A 20,858-nucleotide genomic window follows, 5' to 3' on the forward strand; every position below is an offset into this window, starting at 1 on the left:
GCGGGCGCGACCCGCCCGATGATCGGGCGCGTCACTTAAGCGCGGCTCAGACCTCGAGGACCTGACGCCCGTTGTAGGTGCCACAGACCGAGCAGGCGGTGTGCGGCAGCTTCGGCGACTTGCACTGGGGGCAGGCGACGGTCGAAACCGCGGTCGCCTTCCAGTTCGCCCGGCGGGACCGGGTGTTGCTGCGCGACATCTTGCGCTTGGGGACGGCCACGGTACCTACTCCTCGGTGTTCGTTAGGTTGCGCAAAGCGGCCCAGCGGGGATCGACGTCCTCGTGGCTGTGATCGGCCGGGAGGTCGTCGAAATGCACCCCGCACTCGGGGCACAGGCCTGGGCAGTCCGGCCGGCACAGCGGGTTGGTCGGCAGTGTGAGCACCACCGCGTCCCGCAGAGCCGGCTCCAGGTCGAGCAGGTCGCCCTGCATCCGGCCCACCTCGTCCTCGTCGGTCGTCTCCTCGGTGGTGCTGTCCTCGTAGGCGAACAGCTCCGCGATCTTGACGTCGAAGGACTCGCTGATCTCGTTGAGGCAGCGGCCGCACTCGCCGGTGAGCGAGCCGCGGACGTTGCCGCTGACGTACACCCCCTCGGAGACCGACGTGAGCGTGAGATCGAGCTCGACGTCCGACCCCTCGGGGACCGAGATCAGCTCCAGGCCGAGGTCCTGCGGTGCCGGGATCACCCTTTTCAGGGCACGCGTCGCGCCAGGCTGCCGTGGAAGCTTCGTCGTGTCGACGACGAGCGGCTGCCTGGGGTCCAGGTGACTCTGCGGTGACTTGGGCATCGTGATTCCTCAGCCATGGGTAGGCCGACAGAAAAGGTTACCTGAGCTGCCGCCGTACCGTCGAATCCGGCCCCTCCTGGAGCCGGCCTTCTTAGAACGGCAGGGGGCGTTCGCTGTCTTCCCCCTGGAAGGTGCCGATCTCGCGCAGCGCGTGCATCTTGTCGCGGCCACGCTCTATCGAGGCTAGCGCGCGGGTCAGGAACTGCTCGAAGTTGGCCAGCGCGGTGTCGACGTAGTCGTCGACCTCCTCGCGCAGGCGCTGGGCCTCGGTGCGGGCCTCGGCGATGATCCGGGCGCCCTCGTGCTCGGCCGAGACCGTGATCTCGTTGACCGACACGAGCCGGGCGTGCTCCGTCTCACCCTCGCTGATGATCCGGTCGGCCTCGCGGCGCCCGGCCTCGATGATCCGGTCGCGCTCCTCGAGCACGGCGGCGGCCTTGCGGAGCTCGGACGGCAGCTCCGAGCGCAGGACGTCGAGGTGCTCGATCATCTCACCGCGGTCGAACATGAAGTTCGTCCGCGACATGGGCACGGAGCGCGCTTCCTGCACGAGCTCGATGATCTCGTCGATGCGGTCGAGCGGATCCACCGGTCTCTCTCCTCCATGCGCAGCGTGGTGCGATCACGTTACTGCGTCACCGTCCGGCCCGGTTCCGGCGCGCCGATGGCGGTCAGTTCTGCTTGAGGCGGGTGACCAGTCGCTCGCCGACGAAGTCGGGCACGTACGCCGAGGCGTCGCCACCCCACTTGACCACGTCCTTCACGAGGCTCGACGAGAGGAACGAGTAGAGCGGGTTCGTCGGCATGAACAGCGTTTCCACGCCGGACAACCCGATGTTCATCTGCGCCATCTGCAACTCGTAGTCGAAGTCGCTGACCGCGCGCAGACCCTTGATCACCACGGCGGCGCCCTGGGCGCGGCAGAAGTCGACGAGCAGGCCGTGGAACGAGGCGACCCGCACGTTGCCGTACGAGGCGGTCGCCTGGCTGAGCATCTCGAGACGCTCCTCGATCGTGAACAGGCCCGTCTTCGACTGGTTGATCAGCACGCCGATGACGACCTCGTCGAACAACCGGCTGGCCCGGCCGACGATGTCGAGGTGGCCGTTGGTGACCGGGTCGAAGGAGCCGGGGCACACCGCTCGTCTCATGATCGGCGACCGTACCAAAGTGTGGTCTCCCCGTAGCGCCGGCTGCGGTCGGCGGTGATGCCGTCCACCCAGGTCACCGCGCCTCCGCGGGTGGCCCGTTCGAGCACCACCACCGCGTCCGGCGCCAGCCAGCCGGAATCGATCAGGGACTGCTGCACCTCGGCAAGCTCGGCGTCGGTCACCGCGTACGGCGGATCGGCGAACACCACGTCGTACGGGCCGCCGTCGGGCGGGGCCGCGACGACCTGGGCGACCTTGCCGGTGACCAGCCGCGCGGCGCTCCCTAGACGCAGCGCGACGATGTTGTCGCGGATCGTGCGCGCGGCCCGGCCGTCCGCCTCGACCAGCAGGGCGTGGACAGCCCCGCGGGAGAGCGCCTCGAGCCCGACGGCCCCCGATCCGGCGTACAGGTCGGCGAACCGGGTGCCGGTCAGGTCGATCATCGAGTCGAGCGCGCTGAAGAACGCCTCGCGGACCCGGTCCGATGTGGGCCGGGTCAGCGCACCGGCCGGAGCGGACAGTCGCCGCCCGCCGTGCGCGCCGGCGATGATCCTGGTCATGGCGTCGCTCGCAGCTGTGGGGTGGACACGACTCGAAGCTAGCGGACTGCTTACGCACCGCAACCGCAGAGTGAACAATTCCGCAGTTGTGCGCCACTCTCGGCATCGACTCGGATCCGTACCGTCGATGGAAAATCACGGATCAGCCACAAGACCTTTAAGCGCCTCTGAGGGATTTCCCAGATTCTCGTTAGTCGTTATGGTCAGGCGCTGTTGCCGACGCCTCCACCGGGGTCGGCCGACGACGTGGGGAGGCGTCGTCGCAGGCCGTCGCCCCTTAACCGCCGGCGACCGGCCCGCCCGCTTCCTTGCGCCGTACCCCTGATTTCCCCAGACAGGAGTAGGCGTGAACCTGCTGAAGTCCAAGCTGCGGCGTGGCACCGCCGCAGTCGCGGGAACGCTCATCGGCCTTGCCGGTGTCGCGTTCTTCGCCTCGCCCGCCAGCGCCCACGACAGCTTCGTCAAGGGCAGCGCGGAGTGCGACACGACGACCGGTGAGTGGGTCGTCACCTGGGAAGTGAACACCGACAACGGCAACGAGCCGGGCGCGGAGAACTACCGCTTCCTCGCCGTCGACGCCTACCCGACCCCGGTCGAGGGCATCGTGCACACCCCGGACGACGCCGACCCGGCCTTCCCGCACAAGAGCAACGAGCCGCTCACCGGAACCCAGCGGGTCGACGGCAAGGCGAAGTTCGCGAAGCTCGAGGTCCAGGTCAAGTGGAGCGACGAGTGGGTGCAGTTCGAGCACAAGAAGGGCTTCGTCAAGTTCCACGGCGACTGCTCGAAGACGGAGACCCCCGCGCCGGACGCCTCGATCGCGTCGTCCTGTGAGGGCGTGACCGTCACCCTGGCGAACGGCAAGGAAGCCACGGTCGACGCCGAGTTCACGGTCAAGGGCTCGAAGGGCTTCGAGAAGTCGGTGACCGTCAAGGCCGGCGACGAGCCGGTCAAGGTGGAGATCCCGGCCGAGAACGCCAAGCACGTGGTCGTCACCGAGAAGCACAGCGACAAGCCGGTGCTGGTCGGCAAGTGGGAGGAGCCCGCGGACTGCGCGCCGCAGGGCAACTTCGAGGCCGGCTACGAGGTCACCTGTGACTCGCTGATCTTCGGCATCGACAACACCGAGGGCTCCAAGACCGTCACCGCCGTCTTCACGCCGAGCAAGGGCGAGCAGAAGACCCTGGTCGTCAAGGCCGGCGAGGAGAAGACCGTCACCTTCAAGGGTGAGAAGGGCCTCGTCATCAACGCCAAGGTCAACGGCGAGCAGTACGAGCCGGTGAAGTGGGACGACGAGGAGAAGCCGGCGGACTGCGACAAGCCGTCCCCGACCCCCACCGTCACCGAGACGCCCGCCGCTCCCGGTGAGGGCGGTGGCCTCCCGGTCACCGGCGCCGCCGCCGGTGGCATCGCGGGTGGCGCGGCCGCTCTGCTGGCCGCCGGTGCCGTGCTCTTCATCCTGGCCCGTCGCCGCAAGGTGAAGTTCACCGCCTGATAGCCCAGTAGTTCCGTAGCAAGGGCGCGCCGACTCCGGTCGGCGCGCCCTTCTCGTTCTCGCACGGGGGATCACAAATGAAACTGCTTCTTGCCGCGGCCCTGCTCGTCGCGCCGGCGCACGCCGCCGTGGGCACCGCCTCCATGGTGTCCACCTGCGAGGGCGTCACGGTGTCGCTGACGAACAACTCGTCCCGCGACGCCGAGTTCACCGTCACCGGGTCGGCCGGTTATGTGGAGGACGTGCACCTCGGGGCCGGGCTGGGAACCGTCAAGCTCAAGGTCCGCCTGCCCGGCGCCGAGAAGATCGTCGTCACCGAGAAGCACAGCGGGTCGCCCCTGCTCCGGGGTCGCTGGAACGCCGACGACTGCCCGACCGGCGTCGTCATCCCCTCACCAGCGGCGCCGACCACGCCCGCGCCGCCCGCCGCAGCGCCGGCTGCGTCAGCCGTGGCACTCGCGCCGGCTTCGTCGACGCCCTCACCCGCGGAGGACGACGACGGCGCACCCGACAGGACCACCGCGGCCGGGGTCGTGGCGGGAGCCGTCGCGGTGCTGGTCGTCGCCGGCGTGCTGTTCCTGCTGGTTCGCCGCAGTCGCCGGCCCTAGCTCACGGACGCGAGGGGCGCTGGTGCGGGCGTCTACGGCCCGACGCGGCCGTTGGCGTTGAACGCGGCGTGGGTCAACGGCATCTTCCCGGCCCAGAGCGCCTCCATCCGCTCCGCGACCATCTCGATCTCGCGTTGCGGGAAGGAGGGGACCGTCGCCCGGTCGTCCTTCGTGCGGAGGGACAGGAACGCCATCAGTGACCGCGCGTTGCAGGTGACGTACATCGACGAGAAGAGCCCGACCGGCAGCACCGCGCGGGCCACCTCACGGGCGATGCCGGCGTCGAGCATCTCCCGGTAGGCCGCGTACGCCTGGGCGTACGACGCCTCCATGGTCTTGGCGACCAGTCGGTGCTGCTCCGCCGATCCTTCGGAGAACTCGTACTTGCCCGGGCGCCCGCGCTGAACGAGCATGCGGTCCGCGCCGGGGACGTAGAACACCGGCCGCAGCTCCCGGTAGCGGCCGCTCTCCTCGTTGTAGGAGAAGCCGACACGGTGCCGCTGGAACTCGCGGAACACGAAGATCGGAGCACTGACGAAGAAGGTCATGGAGTTGTGCTCGAACGGCGTGCCGTGCCGGTCCCGCATCAGATAGTTGATCAGCCCCCGGGAGCGCTCGGGATCCTTCTGCAGCTCGTCGAGGGACTGCTCCCCCAGCGTGGACACCCGCGCGGCGAACAGAACGTCGGCGTCGTGCGCGCTGCTGCGAACGAGCTCGACAGTGACGTCGTGGCGGAAAACCGCTTCCCCGTCGGCAGTCTTCTCGCCGTCTGTCATTCCCGCCCCTCCGAGGCGGACCACGGCCGGAACGTGCCGTCGGGCTCGGGACGGTACTCGACGACCTGCGCGACGGCGTCGAGCGGCAACGGCGCGTACAGGTGCGGGAAGGGGCTGCCGTCGGCGGCGGGCGGGTCGCCCTGTTCCCAGGTGAGCGGGACCGGCAGGCGGGACTCGTCGATCACCAGCAGCAGCAGGTCGTCGCGGCCGCGGAACAGCGCGGTGGCGGGCAGGTGGACCTGGTGCTCGGTGGAGCAATGAATGAAGCCCTGGGTGGCCAGGGTGTCGCCCTCGTAGACGCCGGCCTCGACCGCCGCCTCCCACGCCTTGCGCGGCACGATGTGCAGGATCATCCCTTCTCCAGATACTCGGCTCGTTCCTCGTCGACGAACGCGGCCACCGAGGCGGCCAGCGCCGGATATCGCGCGAGGCTGGGATCGTCGCCGACCAGCGCGGACGCCTCGGCCCGCGCCTCGGTGATCAGCTTGGTGTCGTGCAGCAGCGACAGCAGCCGCAGGTGCGAGTGTTTGCCGGACTGGGAGGCGCCGAGCACGTCGCCCTCGCGGCGCTGCTCGAGGTCGATCTCGCTGAGCTTGAAGCCGTCGGTGGTGGACGCCACCGCGGCCAGCCGTTCGCGGGCCGCGGTGCCCTCGACCGACTCGGTGACCAGCAGGCAGATGCCCGGCGCGGACCCCCGGCCCACCCGGCCGCGCAGCTGGTGCAGCTGCGAGACGCCGAACCGGTCGGCATCCATGATGACCATGACCGTGGCGTTCGGGACGTCGACGCCGACCTCGATCACCGTGGTGGCGACCAGCACGTCGAGGTCGCCCGCGGCGAACCGACGCATGATCGCGTCTTTCTCGTCGGCGGGCAGCTTGCCGTGCAGCACGCCGATGCTCAGGCCGTGCAGCGGGCCCTCCTCGAGGATCGGCGCCACCTCGGTGACCGCGAGCGGCGGGCGTCGCGCCGGCTCGTTGTCGCCCGGCGGCTCGGCGTCGTCGTCGCTGCCGCCGTCGCCGATGCGCGGGCACACGACGTACGCCTGGTGGCCCTTCTGAACCTCCTCGCGCAACCGGCGCCAGGCGCGGTCGAGGAAGGCGGGCTTCTCGGGCGGCACCACGTGCGAGGCGATCGGCGAGCGGCCGCGCGGGAGCTGCGACAGCGTCGAGGTCTCGAGGTCGCCGTAGACGGTCATGGCCACCGTACGGGGAATGGGGGTGGCCGTCATGACCAGCACATGGGGCGGGGTCGCGGCCTTGGCGCGCAGGGCGTCGCGCTGCTCGACGCCGAAGCGGTGCTGCTCGTCGACGACCACGAGGCCGAGGTCGTGGAAGTCGACGCCCTCGTAGAGCAGCGCATGGGTGCCCACGACGATGCCGGCCGTGCCGTCGGCGACCTTCGCGAGGGCGGCCCGGCGGGCGGCCGCGCCCAGCGAACCGGTGACCAGCGTGAGCTGCGTGCCGGCCGGATCGCCGTCGACCTCGCCGGCACGGCCCAGCGCGCCCAGCTGGGCGCCGATGCCGCGGTAGTGCTGGGTGGCGAGCACCTCGGTGGGCGCGAGCAGGGCCGCCTGGCCACCGGAGTCGACGACCTGCAGCATGGCGCGGACCGAGACGAGCGTCTTGCCCGAGCCCACCTCGCCCTGCAGCAGCCGGTGCATGGGGTGCGGCCTGGCCAGGTCGGCGGCGATCTCCTCGCCCACCGCGGCCTGGCCCTCGGTCAGCTCGTACGGCAGACCCGCGTCGAACTTCGCGAGGATGCCACCGTCGACGCGGGGCCGGGCGCGACCGGGCGTCTGCGCGGCACGGGCCCGGCGCTGCACGAGCGTGAGCTGCACGGCGAAGGCCTCGTCCCACTTGAGGCGGTACTTCGCGGCGTACAGCGCCTCCTTGGAGCTCGGCCGGTGGATCTCGCGCAGCGCGGTGCCGATGCCCACCAGGTTGCGGTTGGCGCGCACGGCGGCGGGCAGCGGATCCTCGGGCGGCTGGAAGTTCTCGAGCACCGTACGCACGTGCCGGGCGATCACCCAGGTGGGCACGGCCTGCGTCGCGGGATAGACCGGGATCAGCGCGCCGGCGAACTCCTCGATCTCCTCGGCGGCCTCGTCCTTGGTGGCGTCGACGCTGAGCAACTGGTAGGCCGGGCTGTTGAGCTGGCGCCGGCCGCGGAAGTCGGTGACCTTGCCGGCGAACAGCCCCCAGCGGCCGCGCTTGAGCTCGCGCTCGCGCCACGCCTGGTTGAAGAACGTGCACGACAGCGTGGCGCCCGAGCCGTCCCCGATGGTGATCTCGAGCATCGAGCCGCGGCGCTGCCGCATCGGCTTCACGGTCACCGACTGCACCTGGGCCAGCACGGTGACCTGCTCGTCGATCCGCAGGCCCTGCATGTCGGTCTGCTCGCCGCGCTCGTCGTGGCGGCGCGGGAAGTGGTAGATCAGGTCGCGTACGGTGTGCAGCTCGAGGTGGGTGGCGAGGGCCTTGGCGGCGGCCGGTTTCAGCACCTCGCCCAGCGGCGTGTCGACGGTGAACGCGCTCATTCCACTCCTATCAGCAAGTGGTAGCGAGGCTGCCCACCCGCGTAGCACTGCAGCTCGGCGAACGGCCAGACCCGGCCGACGTGCCCGCGCAACGCCTCCTCGAGCGCGGCCGGGGCGTCGGCGCCGAGCACGAGCGTGACCAGCTCGCCCCCGCCGCCCAGCATGCGGTCGAGCAGCCGCGCGCTGACCTCGGCCAGGTCGGCGCCGATCACGTGCACCTCGCCGTCGACGAGCCCCAGCAAATCACCGGCGCGGCACTGTCCCGCCACCGTCAGCGAGTCGCGCTGAGCCGTGCACACCTCGCCGTAGCGGCAGGCGCCCGCGGCCTCGGCCATGGCGATGACGTCGTCGGCGAAGGGACGCTGCGGATCCCGTACGGCCAGGGCGGCGAGCGCCTGCACCGGCGATCGCGTGGGGACGACGCTGACCCGTACGCCCGCCGCCTCCGCCTCCCGCGCCGCCGACACGGCAACCGCGTGCGTGTTGGCGTCGTTGGGCAGCAGCACCACGCGGCGCGCCCGCGAGTCGTGGATCGCCTCGAGCATCTCCTTGGTGGACGGGTTGCGGCCGACCACGGTGGCGCCCTCCGCCTCGAACAGCGACGTGAGCCCGTCGCCGGCCGCCACGACCACCGCCCCGCGGTCGGGCCGCTGCTCCCCGTCGGGGTCTGCGTCGTCCCGCTCGGGGTGTGCCTGCCAGTCGTGGTCCTGGTTGTGCTCGGGCGGTGGGGCTTGGTGCTCCCGCTGGGCCGTCGTGTCGTGGCGGTGCCCGTTGTCGCGCTCCCTGCCCACCAACCTGCCGCCGCGGGGTTCGTACTCGTGCTCCCGGCCCGGATCAGCGCGGGTTCCCTGGCCGTGGTGCTCGTGGTCGCCGTGGGTTGCGGGACCGTGGTGGTGCTCGTGGCTGTCGAGCGGCGTGACCGTGATGCGATGGGGCCGGCCCGCTCCGATGCCCGCCTCGACCGCCGGGCCGATGGCCGCCACCGCGACGTGAACATGGACGTTCCACGTGGCGACGCCCGGATCGCCGCTGCCCACCACGACCAGCGAGTCGCCGAGCGCGGCCAGCTCCCCCCGGAGCCTCTCGACCGCGCCGGCCTCGGCGTCGAGCAGGTATTGCACCTCGTAGCCGTACACGCCCTCGCCCGTGGGATGCGGGGCCTCGCGCTGCTCCACCTGGTCGTCGACGCCGAGCTCGGCGCTGCCGGGGTCGGATGGAGTCAGCGCCTCGACCAGGGCCTCGAGCAGCACCACCAAGCCGCGGCCCCCGGCGTCGACCACGCCGGCGCGCGCGAGCGCGGGAAGCTGCTGCGGCGTGCGGGCCAGGGCCTCGGCGGCAGCTTTGGCGGCGGCCCGGGCCACGGCCACCAGGTCGTCGGACTTGATGCGGCCCGCAGCCTCGGCCGCGGCCCGCGCCACCGTGAGCACGGTGCCCTCGACCGGCCGGGCGACAGCGGCGTACGCAGCCTCGGAAGCCGACCGCAGCGCCCGCGCCAGATCAGCCCCGCGCACCGCCGCCGAGGCCGCCAGGCTGTCAGCCATGCCACGCAGGATCTGCGACACGATCACGCCCGAGTTGCCGCGGGCGCCGAGCAGCGCTCCCCTGGCCATGCGGCGCAGCGCACTCGCCGGCGCCGCGGCCGGTATGGCGTCGGCCACCTCTGCGCTGGTCAGGACCTCGCCGTCCAGCGGCGGGTCGAGCTCCTCGAGCGCCTCGAGCGCTTCCTGCGCCGACGCCAGCGTCAGCACGAGGTTGGTGCCGGTGTCCCCGTCGGGCACGGGATAGACGTTCAGCTCGTCGATCTCGCGCTGATGTGCCCGCAGCGCCCGCAGACCGCCGCCGCACCAGCGGCGGACAGCAGCGGCGTCCAACGTCTCGAGCACGCGAAAAGCGTACTAACGACCACCGACAGTTTCTCGCCAGCGCACCAGCGTACGAGTGACAGCTTTGCCACCGCCTGTGGACAACTCCGCCCGCGCCCAGGCACCGCAAGTAGGGTGGTGGCCCCCAGGTCGGGCGGGTTCTGGCTGGTGGCGACCGGCGAGCCGCCTCCGGGCGACGGCCGGCAGGCCGCTCCCGGGCTGCCGGCGTGCCGGATGGGCACTCGGATCGCGAGATGCGGCCGCTGCGGCGGAGTCGCCTGCGCCGCGTCCCACGGAGCATCGGCGCGGCATGGCCGAAGCCGCCGACACGGGCCGAATGCAGACCGCGGCCGCCCCGGGGACCAGTCCGGGAGGCGGGCCGCGGAGCGCGGCGCGGGGGCGATTGGCTGATCGGGGCGGCCATCGGGTAACCTTGCCGGGTTGCCTGCGCGGCCGTGTTCGCTGGGCGCCTTTTAGTTTCGTTTCGACCCAGGAGTTATCCCGTGGCTAGCGTGTGCGACGTCTGTGGCAAGGGACCGGGCTTCGGCCACAACGTGTCCCACTCGCACCGGCGGACCAACCGCCGCTGGAACCCGAACATCCAGTCGGTGCGCACCCCGGCCGGTGGCGGCACGACCAAGAAGCTCAAGGTCTGCACCTCGTGCATCAAGGCCGGCAAGGTCGTCCGCGCCTGATTCAGGCTTACCTTCCAGCCCCCCGGCCTCAGGCCGAGGGGCTGGTTGTGTCTGCAGCACAGTTCTACAGCACCTTGCCGTACGACAGCACGCCGCTGTGGCCCCGGTAGTAGCCGAAGTCCGGGATGCGGGTGTACCCGGCCGACTCGTACAGGCCCACCGCCTCGGGCTGCTTGTCGCCGGTCTCGAGGATCACGCGGCGGCAGCCGGACTCGCGGGCTGACCGCTCGACCGTGGCGAGCAGGCGGCGGCCCACCCCCTGACCGCGTACGGCCTTGGCCGTGAACATGCGCTTGAGCTCGGCGTCGTCGCCGTGGCGGCGCCAACCGGCGCAGCCGACCAGACGCTCGCCGTCGTCGGCCACGAAGAACGCGCCGCCGGGCGGGGTGAAGTCGGTGTCGCCGATGGGGGTGTCGTCGCCGGTGCCGCCGTAACGCTCGGACAGCTCGCCGAGCACGTCGACGAGCAGGGCCCGTACGGCCGGCTCGGTGGGATCCGCCTGCCTGATCTTTGGTTCTTGCACACCGGGAAGCGTAGTTACCGGAAGTGGTCCCAGCCCACCGGTCCGCTCCACGGCTTGCGGTCGACGGTCACGCCGCGGGTCTCGTGGACGCGGCCGATCGGGCGCCAGCCGTCCGGCAGCGCGACCTCGGGCGGGAACGTGGCGACCAGCGCGTGGTCGTCGCCGCCGGCGAGGATCCACTGCAGCGGATCGACGCCGAGCGCGGTGGCGGCGTCGCGCATCTGGTCGGAGACCTCGAACGCGTCGGTGTGCACGTCGACGCCGACGATGCTGGCGGTGGCGATGTGCCCGAGGTCCTGCAGCAGGCCGTCGGAGACGTCGATCATCGCGGTGGCGCCGGCCGTCGCGGCGGCGGGCCCGGCCTCGTACGGGACGACCGGGCGGCGGTACGCCTCGACGAGCGCCTTGGGCGTGCGGAAGCCGCGCGACAGCACGGTGTAGCCGGCGGCGGCGTACCCGATGCGGCCGGCCAGCGCGATCACGTCGCCCGGCTGGGCACCGCTGCGCAGCACCGGCTTGCGGCCGCCCAGGTCGCCGAGCGCGGTCACCGCTATGGTCAGCGTGGGGCTGGCCGACGTGTCACCGCCCACGACCGCGGCGCCCACCAGCGCGGCCTCCGCGGCCAGGCCGTCCGCCAGGTCCTCGGCCCAGGCGAGCTCGAGGTCGGTCGGCGCGCACAGGCCGACCAGCAGGGCGGTCGGGACGGCGCCCATGGCGGCGATGTCGGCGAGGTTGGCGGCGGCCGCGCGGTGGCCGACGTCGGCTCCGCCCGACCAGTCGCGGCGGAAGTGGCGGCCCTCGACGAGGACGTCGGTCGAGGCGACGATCCGGCCGTCGGGCGCGGCGACGATCGCGGCGTCGTCGCCGGGGCCCAGCAGGGTCGTCGGACCGTTCTCGAGCCGGGCGACCACCCGGGCGATGAGCCCGAACTCCCCGGCCTCGGCGATGCTCACGTGTTGGGCCTTTCGTTCCTGGTGTTGTCCTGCTGTCAGCAGATTGCGGTAGTTTCACGTACGGCGGCGGCGGAATGGAGTCGGAGCGTGGTCCAGGCATACATCCTGATCCAGACCGAGGTCGGAAAGGCCCATGACGTGGCCGCGGCGATCGGCAAAATCCCCGGTGTGGTGCGTGTCGACGCCGTCACCGGGCCCTACGACGTGGTCGTGCTGGCCGAGTCGCACACCGTCGACGACCTCGGCGGGCTGATTGTGAGCAAGGTCCAGTACGTACCCGGCATCATGCGGACCCTCACCTGTTCCGTGGTAAACCTCTGAACATGGTCGACGTGCAGACTCCCCCGGCGGACGCGAAGAAACCGGATCCGGCGACGCGCACCGCGGCGCTGTGGGCCACCGTGATCGCCGTGCCGATCGCCGTGATCGTGGGTCTCGTCGCCTTCTCGCAGATCAAGCCGCAGGAGGAGGGGACCGCGGCCGCCGCGCCCTCCGCTTCGGCGCCGGCCGCGGTGCCCAGCACGCCGGTGCAGATGGCCGCGCCGAAACTGGACGCGCGCACGACCCAGGTCTGTCTCGCGGTGACCTCGCAGCTGCCGACCGATCTGCGGGGCCTGCCGGGCCGCAAGGTCAGCGCCGGCCCCGAGCAGAACGCGGCGTACGGGGAACCGCCGGTCACCGTCGCGTGTGGCGTGACGCAGCCGACGATGTGCGAGCGGATCGACGGCGGGCACGCGGGCTGCGTGCCGCTCGACGCGACGATGCTGGCGATGGACGGGGTCTGCTGGTGGGCGAAGGACGGCCCGGCCACCGACGTGTTCACCACGATGGACCGTGAGGTCGCCGTGCAGGTGACCGTGCCGTCGAGCTACGACCAGACCGGGCAGTGGGCCAACGAGTTCTCCCAGCCCGTGGTCAAGACGGTGAAGTCGAGGAGCGAGGGCGTGCCCAGCGGCTGCCGGGGCTAGTGCAGGCCGGTCCCGCGGCGCAGCGCGGTGCGGATCAGCCGGTCGACCACCTTGGGGTATTCCAGCCCGGTGGCCGCCCACATCAGCGGGAACATCGAGGTCGGCGTCATGCCGGGCATCGTGTTGATCTCGTTGAGGTAGACCTGGTGGTCGGCGGTGACGAAGAAGTCGACCCGGGCCAGCCCCGCGCAGTCGAGCGCGGTGAACGTGCGCCTCGCGTACTCCTGCACCTGGCGGGTGACCTCGGCGGGCAGGTCGGCCGGGATGTCGTAGCGGCCGCCCGCGAGGTACTTGGTCTCGAAGTCGTACCAGTCGCTGTCGCCCACGTGGATCTCGGCGAGCAGCGACGACTCGGGCGTGCCGCCGGCCTCGCCCTCGAGCACGCCGCACTCGATCTCGCGGCCCACGATCGCGGCCTCGACGAGCACCTTGGGGTCGATCTGCCGGGCGGTCGCCACGGCGGCGTCGAGGCCGGCCCAGTCGGTGACCTTCGTGATGCCGTGCGACGAGCCGGCCCGCGACGGCTTGACGAAGACGGGCAGGCCCAGCCGCTGCTTGTCGTCCTCGCTGAGCGAGACGCCGGCGCGCAGCACGGCGTACGGCCCCACGGGGATCCCCTCGGCGGCGGCGAGCTTCTTGGTGAACTCCTTGTCCATGGCCGCGGCCGAGGCGAACACGTTGGCGCCCACGTAGGGCAGCCCGGCCATCTCGAGCATGCCCTGGATGGTGCCGTCCTCGCCGTACGCGCCGTGCAGCACGGGGAAGACCACGTCCACCCCGGCCAGCGAGGAGACGCCCTCGGCGGGGTCGCGCACGATGAGGTCGGTGGCGGTGGGGTCGGCCGCGAGCACCACCGCGTTGCCGCTGGCCGCCGTGATCTCGGGAAGCTGCCGGCCGGTGATGGCCAGCGCGGCCGGGTCGCCCGCGGCCAGCACCCAGCGGCCCTCGCGGGTGATGCCGACGGGGACCACTTCGTACTCGTCCGGGTCGAGCGCGCCCAGGATGCTGCCGGCGCTCACACAGGAGATCGCGTGCTCGCTGCTGCGACCGCCGAAGACGATCGCGACGCGGGTTTTCCGGGGGGTCGACACTTTCTTTGGGCCTCTCGCTAGCGGGCATGCCGGGGGTGACCCTACTCTGCGTTAGCCACTCGCGGGATCACCCGGCCTCGCGGTCCGGGACAGGGAAACGGGCAGTCCATGAGAGCAGCACTCCACGTGATCGCCGGGCCGGGGCCCGGACAGCTGGCGACGATCGCGCACCCGCGCACCGACGCCTGGGCGCCTCAGCAGCTCGGCGCGCTCGCCCGCGCCGGGGTCGACGTCCTCGTGTCGGCGCTGACCACGACCGAGCAGCATCGGCTCGGCTTCGGCGACACGGCGGCGGCCGCCGAGGCGTGCGGCCTGCAGTTCGTCTCCTTCCCGGTGCCCGAGGGCGGCGTCCCGCGCGACGAGGCGCTGCAGGTCGTGGATCTCGCCGGCAAGCTGGCCGGGCAGGTGCGCGCGGGCCGGTTCGTGGTGACCCAGTGCTTCGGCGGAATCGGCCGCTCGACCCTGCTCGCCTGCACCACGCTCGTGCTGCTCGGCATCGCGCCCGGCGAGGCGCTCAGCCGGGTGACCGGCGGCACTGAGATGCCCGTCACTCAGGACTGGCTGTACGACTTCGCCGCCTCGCACCCCTCGCGCCTCGCCGGCACGGCCTGAGACCCGTACGTCTTGCCGTCGATCTTTCGGGGTTCTAAGGTTCGTTGCATGAGTAATGAACCAGCGAACTGAGGAGGCGCGGTGTTCCACGACCGCAGCCCGATCTACCTCCAGATCGCCGACGGCATCAAGAACGACGTCCTGAGCGGGGCCCTCAAGGAGGACGAACAGGTCATGTCCACCAACCAGTACGCGGCCTTCTACCGAATCAATCCCGCCACCGCCGCCAAAGGGTTCGCCCAGCTCGTCGACGAGGGCGTGCTCTACAAGCGACGCGGGATCGGCATGTTCGTCAGCCCGGACGCGCGCGACAAGCTGCGCGCCGTGCGCCGGGAGCGGTTCTTCGCCGAGGTGGCCGAGCCGATGCTCGACGAGGCCAGGCGGGTCGGGATCGGCATCGACGAGATCATCGACTACCTGGGGAGCCGGCGATGATCGAGCTGCGCCGGGTCACCGTCCGGTACGGCAGCACGCTCGCGGTCGACGACGTCTCGCTCGAGCTGCCGGCCGGCAAGATCTACGGCCTGCTGGGGCGCAACGGCTCCGGCAAGACCAGCCTGCTGAGCGTGCTCGCCTCGTACCGCAAGCCCTCCTCCGGCACCGTGCTCGTCGACGGCGAGCCGGCCTTTGAGAACCCCCGGACCATGCGCCGTACGTGCTTCATCCGCGACACCCTCGACCTCAACGACTCCGACCGCGTCGCCACCGTGCTCGACGTCGCCGACCGGCTGCGCCCGACCTGGGACGCCGCCTACGCCGCCAAGCTGCTCGGCCTGTTCGAGCTGGACACCCGCAAGCGCGTCTCGGCGCTCTCCCGCGGGCAGCGCTCGATGCTCGGCGTGACGCTCGGGCTGGCGTCCCGCGCGCCGTTGACGATCCTCGACGAGTCCTATCTGGGCATGGACGCGGTGGCGCGCACGCTCTTCTACCGCGAGCTGCTCGCCGACTACCTGGCCCACCCGCGCACGATCATCCTCTCGACGCACCTCATCGAGGAGGTCGCCGAGCTGTTCGAGCGGGTCGTCATCATGGACCGCGGCCGGATCCTGCTGCACGACGAGACCGACGCGCTGCGCGGGCGCGGCGTCACCGTGACCGGGCCGGTGTCACTGGTCACCGAGTTCGCCGCCGGCCACACCGTGCTCGGGGAGCAGACCCTGGGAGGCGTACGGGCCCTGACCCTCGACGGTCCCCTCGACCCCGACGAGATCGCCCGCGGGGAGCGCGACGGCCTCGCCTTCGGCCCGCTCGGCATCCAGGACCTCTTCGTCCACCTCACCTCGCAGCCCCTGGAGGCGTCGCGATGAGAGTCAGCGCCATCCTGCTCCGGCTCTTCCGGCTCGTCGTGCTGTGGGTGTTCGCGGCCGTGATCGCGGCCGAGGTCATCGCCGTCGGCATCGTCACCTCCGTGTCGGGGCCGATGCGCTTCAGCTTCTGGCTGGTCGTCTTCGGGGCCGCGGCGAAGTACTGGCCGCTGGTCACCGGCATCCTGCTGATCTCGATGCACTTCCGGCTGTTCGTCTCGAACGGGGTCACCCGCCACGAGTTCCTCCGCGGGCTGGGCGTCTTCGCCCTCGGCATCACGCTGGTGGCCCCCGCGCTGGTGGTCGTCGGGCACGGCCTCGAGAGCGCCGTGCTGGGCCTTCTCGACCTGCGGGCCGCGGACTACCCGGTGTTCCGCCTCGGCGACGCGGGCGGTGAGTTCCTGCACGTGCTGCCGGCCACCGCGGCGTACCTCACGTCGGCCTTCCTGATCGCCGCCGGCTACTACCGGTTCCGGCCGCGGACGGGCACGTTGCTGATCGTGCCCGGCGCCGTGCCGGTAGCGGTCGCCGACGGCCTGATCAAGCTCGACGAGTTCGGCACCTACGTCGAGCGCATCCCGTTCGCGGTGGCGCTCGTGCTCTCGACGGTCACCGTCGGGCTGGGCTGCGCCGCGGCGTACCGGCTGATGCGCGACGTCGCCGTCCGGCGGACGGCGGGATAGGACCTACGCCGCGAACGTCTGGGGCAGCACGCCGTCGTCCCAGAGGCGGTCCAGGTGCTCGAGGAAGCCGACCAGGCTGCGCTCCAGCTCGCGACGCTCCCCGGCCGGCAGGGCGGCCAGGGGGTCGCTGAACACCAGACCCTCGGGGTGCTTGGCGCGGGTGCCGACGAAGCGGTGGCACGAGGTGCACCAGACGTAGCTCACCAGCGTCCGGCGGCGGGCGTTCTCGGGTGCGTTGACGTAGGCGCGCAGCGACCGCTCGCCGCAGGCCGGGCACTCCCGCTCCCCCGGCGCGGCGAAGAAGCTCTCGCCCTGCGTCATCGCGGCCACCTGGTCACCCGAGAAGCTGTCCCACGTCATCCCGGCACCGTATCCCGCCGGGGATCAGGCCTGGTCGAGGGCCGCGGTCAGGTCAGCCAGCAGGTCGACGGTGTCCTCGATGCCGCAGGAGAGCCGGACGAAACCGGGCGCCGTGTCGTCGCCCCACTGCGCGCGGCGGTCGGCCGTGGTGTGGACGCCGCCGAACGACGTGGCGGCGAAGACCAGCGCGGCGGCGGTGAGGAACCGGGCGACCCGGCCGGCGTCGCCGAGGTCGAAGGAGACGACGCCGGGGATGCGGCGCATCTGCTCCGAGGCGACGGCGTACGACGGGTCGGAGTGCAGCCCCGGCCAGCGGACGCCGGTCACGTCGTCGCGGCCGCTCAGCAGGGCGGCCACGGCGGCGGCGTTCTGGCTCTGGCGGGCCAGGCGCAGGTCGAGGGTCGCGATCGAGCGGTGCGCGAGCCACGTGTCGAAGGCGCCCGGCACCGCGCCGGTCTGCTTCCGCCACGTCTCGACCTTGGCGAACAGCGCGTCGTCGCCGGTGGCCACGTAGCCGAGCAGCACGTCGGAGTGCCCGGTGAGCGCCTTGGTGCCGGAGGCCACCACCAGGTCGGCGCCGAGCGCGAGCGGGTTCTGGCCCAGCGGGGTGGCGGTGGTGTTGTCGACCGCGACGAGCGCGCCGGCCGCGTGCGCTGCGGCGGACACCTGGCGGATGTCGCACACGTCGAGGCCGGGGTTGGCCGGGGTCTCGAGCAGGACCAGGCGTACGCCCGAGAAGTCCGGGTAGGGACCCGCGGTCGGCGCCAGCACGGTCTTCACCCCGAGGTCGCGCAGCGTGCCCTCGGCGAAGGCGCGGACCGTGAAGTAGCCGTCGGAGGGCAGCACCACGGTGTCGCCGGTGCGCAGCACGGCCAGCAGCAGCGCCGTGATCGCCGCCTGGCCGCTGGAGAAGACCAGCGCCGGACCGCCCTCGAGCTCGCCGATCGCGGCCTCGAGCCGGCGGCGGGTCGGGTGCTCGGTGCGGGCGTAGCCGTTCTCGCCGGGGCCGTCCGCGGGGTCGAGGTGGTAGGGCGCGGCGAACACCGGGCCGGGCAGGAACGGCTCCCCCACCTCGGCCTCGGGCAGGCCCGCGTGCACCACACGAGTGCCATCGGAGTACGTCATTCCGGCTTCATCTCCCGACCCATCAGCAGTTTCACTGCCACCCTAGGGTCGACCCCCTCGTGACACACGCGCTCGACCTGTTCCGTGATCGGCATCTCGACCCCGTGCGCGCGGGCCAGGTCGCGGATCGCCAGGCAGCTCTTCACGCCCTCGGCCGTCTGCCGGGCGGCGGCCTGCGCCTGCTCCAGCGACTTGCCCAGGCCGAGCTGCTCGCCGAACGTGCGGTTGCGCGACAGCGGCGACGAGCAGGTCGCCACCAGGTCGCCCAGCCCGGCGAGCCCGGCGAAGGTGAGCGGGTCGGCGCCCAGCGCCACCCCCAGCCGGGCGGTCTCGGCCAGCCCGCGGGTGATGAGCGACGCCTTCGTGTTGTCGCCCAGGCCCATCGCGGCGGCCATCCCGTACGCGAGGGCGATGACGTTCTTGACCGCGCCGCCCAGCTCGCAGCCGATCACGTCGTCGCTCGTGTAGGGGCGCATGTACGGCAGCGCGAGCGCGTGCTGCACCGCCACGCAGCGGTCGGCGTCGGTGCCGGCGACCACCGTGGCGGCGGGCTGCTCGGCGGCGATCTCGGGCGCCAGGTTGGGGCCGCTGACGACCACCACGCGGTCCGCGTCGACGCGCGCGGTCTCGACGATGACCTGGCTCATCCGCTTGGTGGTGCCCAGCTCGATGCCCTTCATCAGCGACACCAGCGTGGAGCCGGGCTCGAACGCGCCGGCCCACTCGGCGAGGTTGCCGCGCAGCGTCTGCGAGGGCACCGCGATCGCCACCAGCTCGGCGCCGCCGACGGCCTCGGCGACGTCGCTGGTCGCGGTGATCCGCTCGGGCAGTTTGAGGCCGGGCAGCGCCCCCTCGTTGATGTGGTTGTCGCGGATCGAGGCCGCCACGCTCTCGCGCCGGGCCCAGATGGTGACGTCGGCGCCGGCCTCGGCCAGCATCTTGGCGAACGCCGTGCCCCACGCGCCGGCGCCGATGACCGCGGCGCGGCTCATCCGGCGTCCTCGGAGTTGGTGATCTGCCGGCGCGGCCGGTCGTAGAGGACGGCGGGCGGCTGCTGGCCGCGCAGCTCGCCGACGAGCGCGCTGATGTCGTGCATGATCGCCTCGGTCATCTCCTCGAGCACCGCCCGGGTCGGGGTGGCGCCCCGCCACCGGCTCAGGTCGACCGGCCGCCCGGCGGTGACGGTCACCGGCGTACGCGGCCGGAAGCGCAGCCTGCTCGTGCGGGGGTCGAAGATCTCCTGCGGGCCCCAGTTGGCCAGGGGCACCACCGGCGCGCCGGTGACCAGCGCGAGCCGCGCCGCGCCGGTCTTGCCGCGCATCGGCCACAGGTCGGGCTCGCGGGTGGTCGTGCCCTCGGGATAGATCACCACCGCGCCGCCGGAGTGCAGCGCCTCGATCAGCGCGTCGAGCGACTTCACCGCCTCGACGCTGCCCCGCTCCACCGGGATCTGCTGCACCTTGCGCAGGAAGCCGCCGAGCACCGGCACCTTCCACAGGCTGGCCTTGCCCAGGAAGCGCGGCCACCGCCCGGCGCCGTAGATGTAGTGCGCGACGACGAGTGGATCGAAGTGCGACACGTGGTTCGGGACGATGATCACACCGCCGGACCGCGGGATGTTCTCCATGCTGAGCCAGGTGCGGCTGGTCCACACCTTCAGCACCGGGATCACCAGAAACGCCGCGAGACGCCGCCAGAATCCGAGCCTGCGCTGCGCCACGGCTCCTCCTGCCCTGCTCCTGCGGCGTGTCCGCGCCGCCCCCGTCGTAGTTCCTGCGACGAAATCATGCCTGCTCGGACGCTCCGGTACCAGGCAGGGGTCGTCGCCGGGGCCGCTGGCACACTTACTCCAATGGCTGACTTGGCGATGGTGGCGTGGACCGCGGTGATGCCGGTCAAGCGGCTGGGCGCCGCGAAGAGCCGGCTGCGGGGCGCGGTGCCGCCCGCCCGGCACGCCGACCTCGCGCTGGCGATGGTGCGCGACACGGTGTCGGCGGTGCTCGCCGCGTCGTCGGTGGCGGGCCTGCTGGTGGTTACCGACGACCCGGAGGCGGCCGCCGCCGTGGCCGCGCTGGGCGCCCGCGTGGTGCCCGACCGGCCGGCCGCGGGGCTGAACGACGCGCTGCGCTACGGCGCCGACGAGGTGGCCGGGCTCGGCGGCCACCGCGTGGTGCTGGCCGGCGACCTGCCGGCGCTGCGGCCCGGGCAGCTCGACGCGGCGCTGCACGCGGCCCGGCCCGGCCGCGCGTTCGTGGCCGACGCCGCCGGCACCGGCACCGTGCTGCTCGCCGTGGCGCCCGGCGAGCCGCTGGACCCGCGCTTCGGCATCGGGTCGGCGGCGGCGCACGAGGCCTCCGGCGCGCGCCCGCTGGCCGGGGACTGGCCGGGGCTGCGCCATGACGTCGACACCCCCGCCGACCTGGCCACCGTGCTGCGGCTGGGCGCCGGCGAGCACACCTGCGCGCTGCTGCGTGATCTGGGACTCCAGGTGGCCTGCGTCTCGGCCGCGTGACCGGTAGCGTTCCAGGCATGCAGGGCACCATCGCAACCTTCGACCTCGCCAGTCGCAGCGGCACGCTGCTGCTCGACGACGGCACTGAGCTGGCGTTCGATGCAGGAGCGTTCGACTCCTCCGGGCTGCGCAAGCTCCGGCTGGGCCAACGGGTCGCCGTCGACCCCGGCCAGGACGGCCGGGTCCGCCAGGTGAGAATTCCCGGGGTCGCCTGAGAGCGCCGGGGATCCGCACGTTTCACGTTTCGCAGAA

General features: G+C 72.1%; 27 protein-coding genes. 11 read left to right on the forward strand and 16 right to left on the reverse strand.

Annotation, left to right across the window (positions count from 1 at the left end):
* Nucleotides 1–46: 46 nt before the first annotated feature.
* From rpmF to rsmD, 5 genes are all read right to left on the reverse strand, one after another.
* Entirely contained in the window at nucleotides 47–220 is a 174-nt protein-coding gene (rpmF, locus tag ACSNN8_RS06670; RefSeq protein ID WP_014694262.1) for a 50S ribosomal protein L32, read from the reverse strand.
* 5 nt (nucleotides 221–225) lie between these two features.
* Nucleotides 226–789, reverse strand: a complete 564-nt coding sequence (locus ACSNN8_RS06675) for a YceD family protein (RefSeq protein ID WP_436647603.1) — start codon at nucleotides 787–789, stop codon at nucleotides 226–228.
* A gap of 91 nt (nucleotides 790–880) precedes the next feature.
* The gene (locus ACSNN8_RS06680) at nucleotides 881–1,378 is read right to left on the reverse strand and encodes a hypothetical protein (protein ID WP_436647604.1); all 498 of its coding nucleotides are present in this window, start codon (nucleotides 1,376–1,378) and stop codon (nucleotides 881–883) included.
* Nucleotides 1,379–1,460: 82 nt separating this feature from the next.
* Nucleotides 1,461–1,940 (reverse strand): pantetheine-phosphate adenylyltransferase, encoded by a 480-nt coding sequence (coaD, locus tag ACSNN8_RS06685; RefSeq protein ID WP_436647606.1) that lies wholly within the window; start codon nucleotides 1,938–1,940, stop codon nucleotides 1,461–1,463.
* Nucleotides 1,937–2,500 (reverse strand): 16S rRNA (guanine(966)-N(2))-methyltransferase RsmD, encoded by a 564-nt coding sequence (gene rsmD / locus ACSNN8_RS06690; protein WP_436647608.1) that lies wholly within the window; start codon nucleotides 2,498–2,500, stop codon nucleotides 1,937–1,939. Before rsmD ends, coaD begins: the two co-directional genes overlap by 4 nt.
* A 346-nt stretch (nucleotides 2,501–2,846) precedes the next feature.
* On the opposite strand from rsmD, the gene ACSNN8_RS06695 reads away from it, so the two are divergent.
* Together ACSNN8_RS06695 and ACSNN8_RS06700 are read left to right on the forward strand one after the other, a co-directional pair.
* Nucleotides 2,847–3,995 carry a cell wall anchor protein gene (locus ACSNN8_RS06695; RefSeq protein WP_436647609.1) on the forward strand — a complete coding sequence of 383 codons (1,149 nt, stop codon included), beginning with the start codon at nucleotides 2,847–2,849 and terminating at the stop codon, nucleotides 3,993–3,995.
* A 77-nt stretch (nucleotides 3,996–4,072) separates the two neighbouring features.
* On the forward strand, nucleotides 4,073–4,603 hold the full coding sequence (locus ACSNN8_RS06700; protein ID WP_436647610.1) for a hypothetical protein: 531 nt from the start codon (nucleotides 4,073–4,075) through the stop codon (nucleotides 4,601–4,603).
* A 32-nt stretch (nucleotides 4,604–4,635) separates the two neighbouring features.
* On the opposite strand, the gene thyX is transcribed toward ACSNN8_RS06700, so the two are convergent.
* From thyX to ACSNN8_RS06720, 4 genes are read right to left on the reverse strand one after another with little or no spacing between them, the layout of a single operon-like run.
* Nucleotides 4,636–5,379 carry an FAD-dependent thymidylate synthase gene (gene thyX, locus ACSNN8_RS06705; protein WP_436647612.1) on the reverse strand — a complete coding sequence of 248 codons (744 nt, stop codon included), beginning with the start codon at nucleotides 5,377–5,379 and terminating at the stop codon, nucleotides 4,636–4,638.
* Nucleotides 5,376–5,732, reverse strand: coding sequence for a DUF952 domain-containing protein (locus ACSNN8_RS06710; protein WP_436647614.1), 357 nt, complete (start codon nucleotides 5,730–5,732; stop codon nucleotides 5,376–5,378). Before ACSNN8_RS06710 ends, thyX begins: the two co-directional genes overlap by 4 nt.
* On the reverse strand, nucleotides 5,729–7,918 hold the full coding sequence (recG, locus tag ACSNN8_RS06715) for an ATP-dependent DNA helicase RecG (RefSeq protein WP_436647615.1): 2,190 nt from the start codon (nucleotides 7,916–7,918) through the stop codon (nucleotides 5,729–5,731). The genes ACSNN8_RS06710 and recG overlap by 4 nt, the downstream gene beginning before the upstream one ends.
* Complete coding sequence (locus tag ACSNN8_RS06720; RefSeq protein ID WP_436647616.1) at nucleotides 7,915–9,801, reverse strand: DAK2 domain-containing protein; 1,887 nt, start codon at nucleotides 9,799–9,801, stop codon at nucleotides 7,915–7,917. Before ACSNN8_RS06720 ends, recG begins: the two co-directional genes overlap by 4 nt.
* A 482-nt stretch (nucleotides 9,802–10,283) precedes the next feature.
* Here ACSNN8_RS06720 and rpmB point away from each other — a divergent pair, with 482 nt between their 5' ends.
* On the forward strand, nucleotides 10,284–10,475 hold the full coding sequence (rpmB, locus tag ACSNN8_RS06725) for a 50S ribosomal protein L28 (protein WP_026207002.1): 192 nt from the start codon (nucleotides 10,284–10,286) through the stop codon (nucleotides 10,473–10,475).
* Between the two features lie 64 nt (nucleotides 10,476–10,539).
* Here rpmB and ACSNN8_RS06730 read toward each other — a convergent pair whose 3' ends face one another.
* The gene (locus ACSNN8_RS06730) at nucleotides 10,540–10,998 is read right to left on the reverse strand and encodes a GNAT family N-acetyltransferase (protein WP_436647617.1); all 459 of its coding nucleotides are present in this window, start codon (nucleotides 10,996–10,998) and stop codon (nucleotides 10,540–10,542) included.
* Nucleotides 10,999–11,012: 14 nt separating this feature from the next.
* Nucleotides 11,013–11,951 (reverse strand): thiamine-phosphate kinase, encoded by a 939-nt coding sequence (locus tag ACSNN8_RS06735; RefSeq protein WP_436647618.1) that lies wholly within the window; start codon nucleotides 11,949–11,951, stop codon nucleotides 11,013–11,015.
* An 87-nt stretch (nucleotides 11,952–12,038) separates the two neighbouring features.
* Between ACSNN8_RS06735 and ACSNN8_RS06740 the strand changes: the two genes are divergently transcribed.
* Both ACSNN8_RS06740 and ACSNN8_RS06745 read left to right on the forward strand, forming a co-directional pair.
* Nucleotides 12,039–12,272: an Lrp/AsnC ligand binding domain-containing protein gene (locus ACSNN8_RS06740; protein ID WP_436647620.1), complete on the forward strand. Its 234-nt coding sequence runs from the start codon at nucleotides 12,039–12,041 to the stop codon at nucleotides 12,270–12,272.
* Nucleotides 12,273–12,274: 2 nt separating this feature from the next.
* Nucleotides 12,275–12,919, forward strand: a complete 645-nt coding sequence (locus ACSNN8_RS06745; protein WP_436647621.1) for a DUF3515 family protein — start codon at nucleotides 12,275–12,277, stop codon at nucleotides 12,917–12,919.
* Here the strand turns inward: ACSNN8_RS06745 and ACSNN8_RS06750 are convergent.
* A complete protein-coding gene (locus tag ACSNN8_RS06750) occupies nucleotides 12,916–14,010 on the reverse strand; it encodes a D-alanine--D-alanine ligase family protein (RefSeq protein WP_436647622.1) in 1,095 nt (364 codons plus the stop codon). The genes ACSNN8_RS06745 and ACSNN8_RS06750 overlap by 4 nt on opposite strands.
* Nucleotides 14,011–14,118: 108 nt before the next feature.
* On the opposite strand from ACSNN8_RS06750, the gene ACSNN8_RS06755 reads away from it, so the two are divergent.
* The 4 genes from ACSNN8_RS06755 to ACSNN8_RS06770 all read left to right on the forward strand — a co-directional run bounded on the left by ACSNN8_RS06755 (nucleotide 14,119) and on the right by ACSNN8_RS06770 (nucleotide 16,609).
* Nucleotides 14,119–14,622, forward strand: a complete 504-nt coding sequence (locus ACSNN8_RS06755) for a protein-tyrosine phosphatase family protein (protein WP_436647623.1) — start codon at nucleotides 14,119–14,121, stop codon at nucleotides 14,620–14,622.
* 81 nt (nucleotides 14,623–14,703) lie between these two features.
* Entirely contained in the window at nucleotides 14,704–15,057 is a 354-nt protein-coding gene (locus tag ACSNN8_RS06760) for a GntR family transcriptional regulator (RefSeq protein ID WP_436647624.1), read from the forward strand.
* Nucleotides 15,054–15,929, forward strand: a complete 876-nt coding sequence (locus ACSNN8_RS06765) for an ABC transporter ATP-binding protein (RefSeq protein WP_436647625.1) — start codon at nucleotides 15,054–15,056, stop codon at nucleotides 15,927–15,929. Before ACSNN8_RS06760 ends, ACSNN8_RS06765 begins: the two co-directional genes overlap by 4 nt.
* Complete coding sequence (locus ACSNN8_RS06770; protein WP_436647627.1) at nucleotides 15,926–16,609, forward strand: hypothetical protein; 684 nt, start codon at nucleotides 15,926–15,928, stop codon at nucleotides 16,607–16,609. The genes ACSNN8_RS06765 and ACSNN8_RS06770 overlap by 4 nt, the downstream gene beginning before the upstream one ends.
* Nucleotides 16,610–16,612: 3 nt before the next feature.
* Here the strand turns inward: ACSNN8_RS06770 and ACSNN8_RS06775 are convergent, their stop codons facing one another.
* Genes ACSNN8_RS06775 through ACSNN8_RS06790 form a run of 4 tightly spaced genes read right to left on the reverse strand, consistent with a single transcriptional unit; the run spans nucleotide 16,613 to nucleotide 19,814 of the window.
* Nucleotides 16,613–16,969: a hypothetical protein gene (locus ACSNN8_RS06775; RefSeq protein ID WP_436647629.1), complete on the reverse strand. Its 357-nt coding sequence runs from the start codon at nucleotides 16,967–16,969 to the stop codon at nucleotides 16,613–16,615.
* Nucleotides 16,970–16,993: 24 nt separating this feature from the next.
* Nucleotides 16,994–18,094, reverse strand: coding sequence for a cystathionine gamma-lyase (locus ACSNN8_RS06780; RefSeq protein WP_436647630.1), 1,101 nt, complete (start codon nucleotides 18,092–18,094; stop codon nucleotides 16,994–16,996).
* Nucleotides 18,091–19,086, reverse strand: coding sequence for an NAD(P)H-dependent glycerol-3-phosphate dehydrogenase (locus tag ACSNN8_RS06785; RefSeq protein WP_436647631.1), 996 nt, complete (start codon nucleotides 19,084–19,086; stop codon nucleotides 18,091–18,093). Before ACSNN8_RS06785 ends, ACSNN8_RS06780 begins: the two co-directional genes overlap by 4 nt.
* Nucleotides 19,083–19,814, reverse strand: a complete 732-nt coding sequence (locus ACSNN8_RS06790; protein ID WP_436647633.1) for a lysophospholipid acyltransferase family protein — start codon at nucleotides 19,812–19,814, stop codon at nucleotides 19,083–19,085. Before ACSNN8_RS06790 ends, ACSNN8_RS06785 begins: the two co-directional genes overlap by 4 nt.
* Before the next feature lie 132 nt (nucleotides 19,815–19,946).
* On the opposite strand from ACSNN8_RS06790, the gene cofC reads away from it, so the two are divergent.
* Together cofC and ACSNN8_RS06800 are read left to right on the forward strand one after the other, a co-directional pair.
* Nucleotides 19,947–20,606 carry a 2-phospho-L-lactate guanylyltransferase gene (gene cofC / locus ACSNN8_RS06795; protein ID WP_436647634.1) on the forward strand — a complete coding sequence of 220 codons (660 nt, stop codon included), beginning with the start codon at nucleotides 19,947–19,949 and terminating at the stop codon, nucleotides 20,604–20,606.
* A gap of 17 nt (nucleotides 20,607–20,623) precedes the next feature.
* Complete coding sequence (locus tag ACSNN8_RS06800) at nucleotides 20,624–20,821, forward strand: cold-shock protein (protein ID WP_436647636.1); 198 nt, start codon at nucleotides 20,624–20,626, stop codon at nucleotides 20,819–20,821.
* Nucleotides 20,822–20,858: the final 37 nt, after the last annotated feature.

This window comes from Actinoplanes sp. URMC 104, assembly GCF_051386375.1.
Lineage (GTDB): Bacteria > Actinomycetota > Actinomycetes > Mycobacteriales > Micromonosporaceae > Actinoplanes.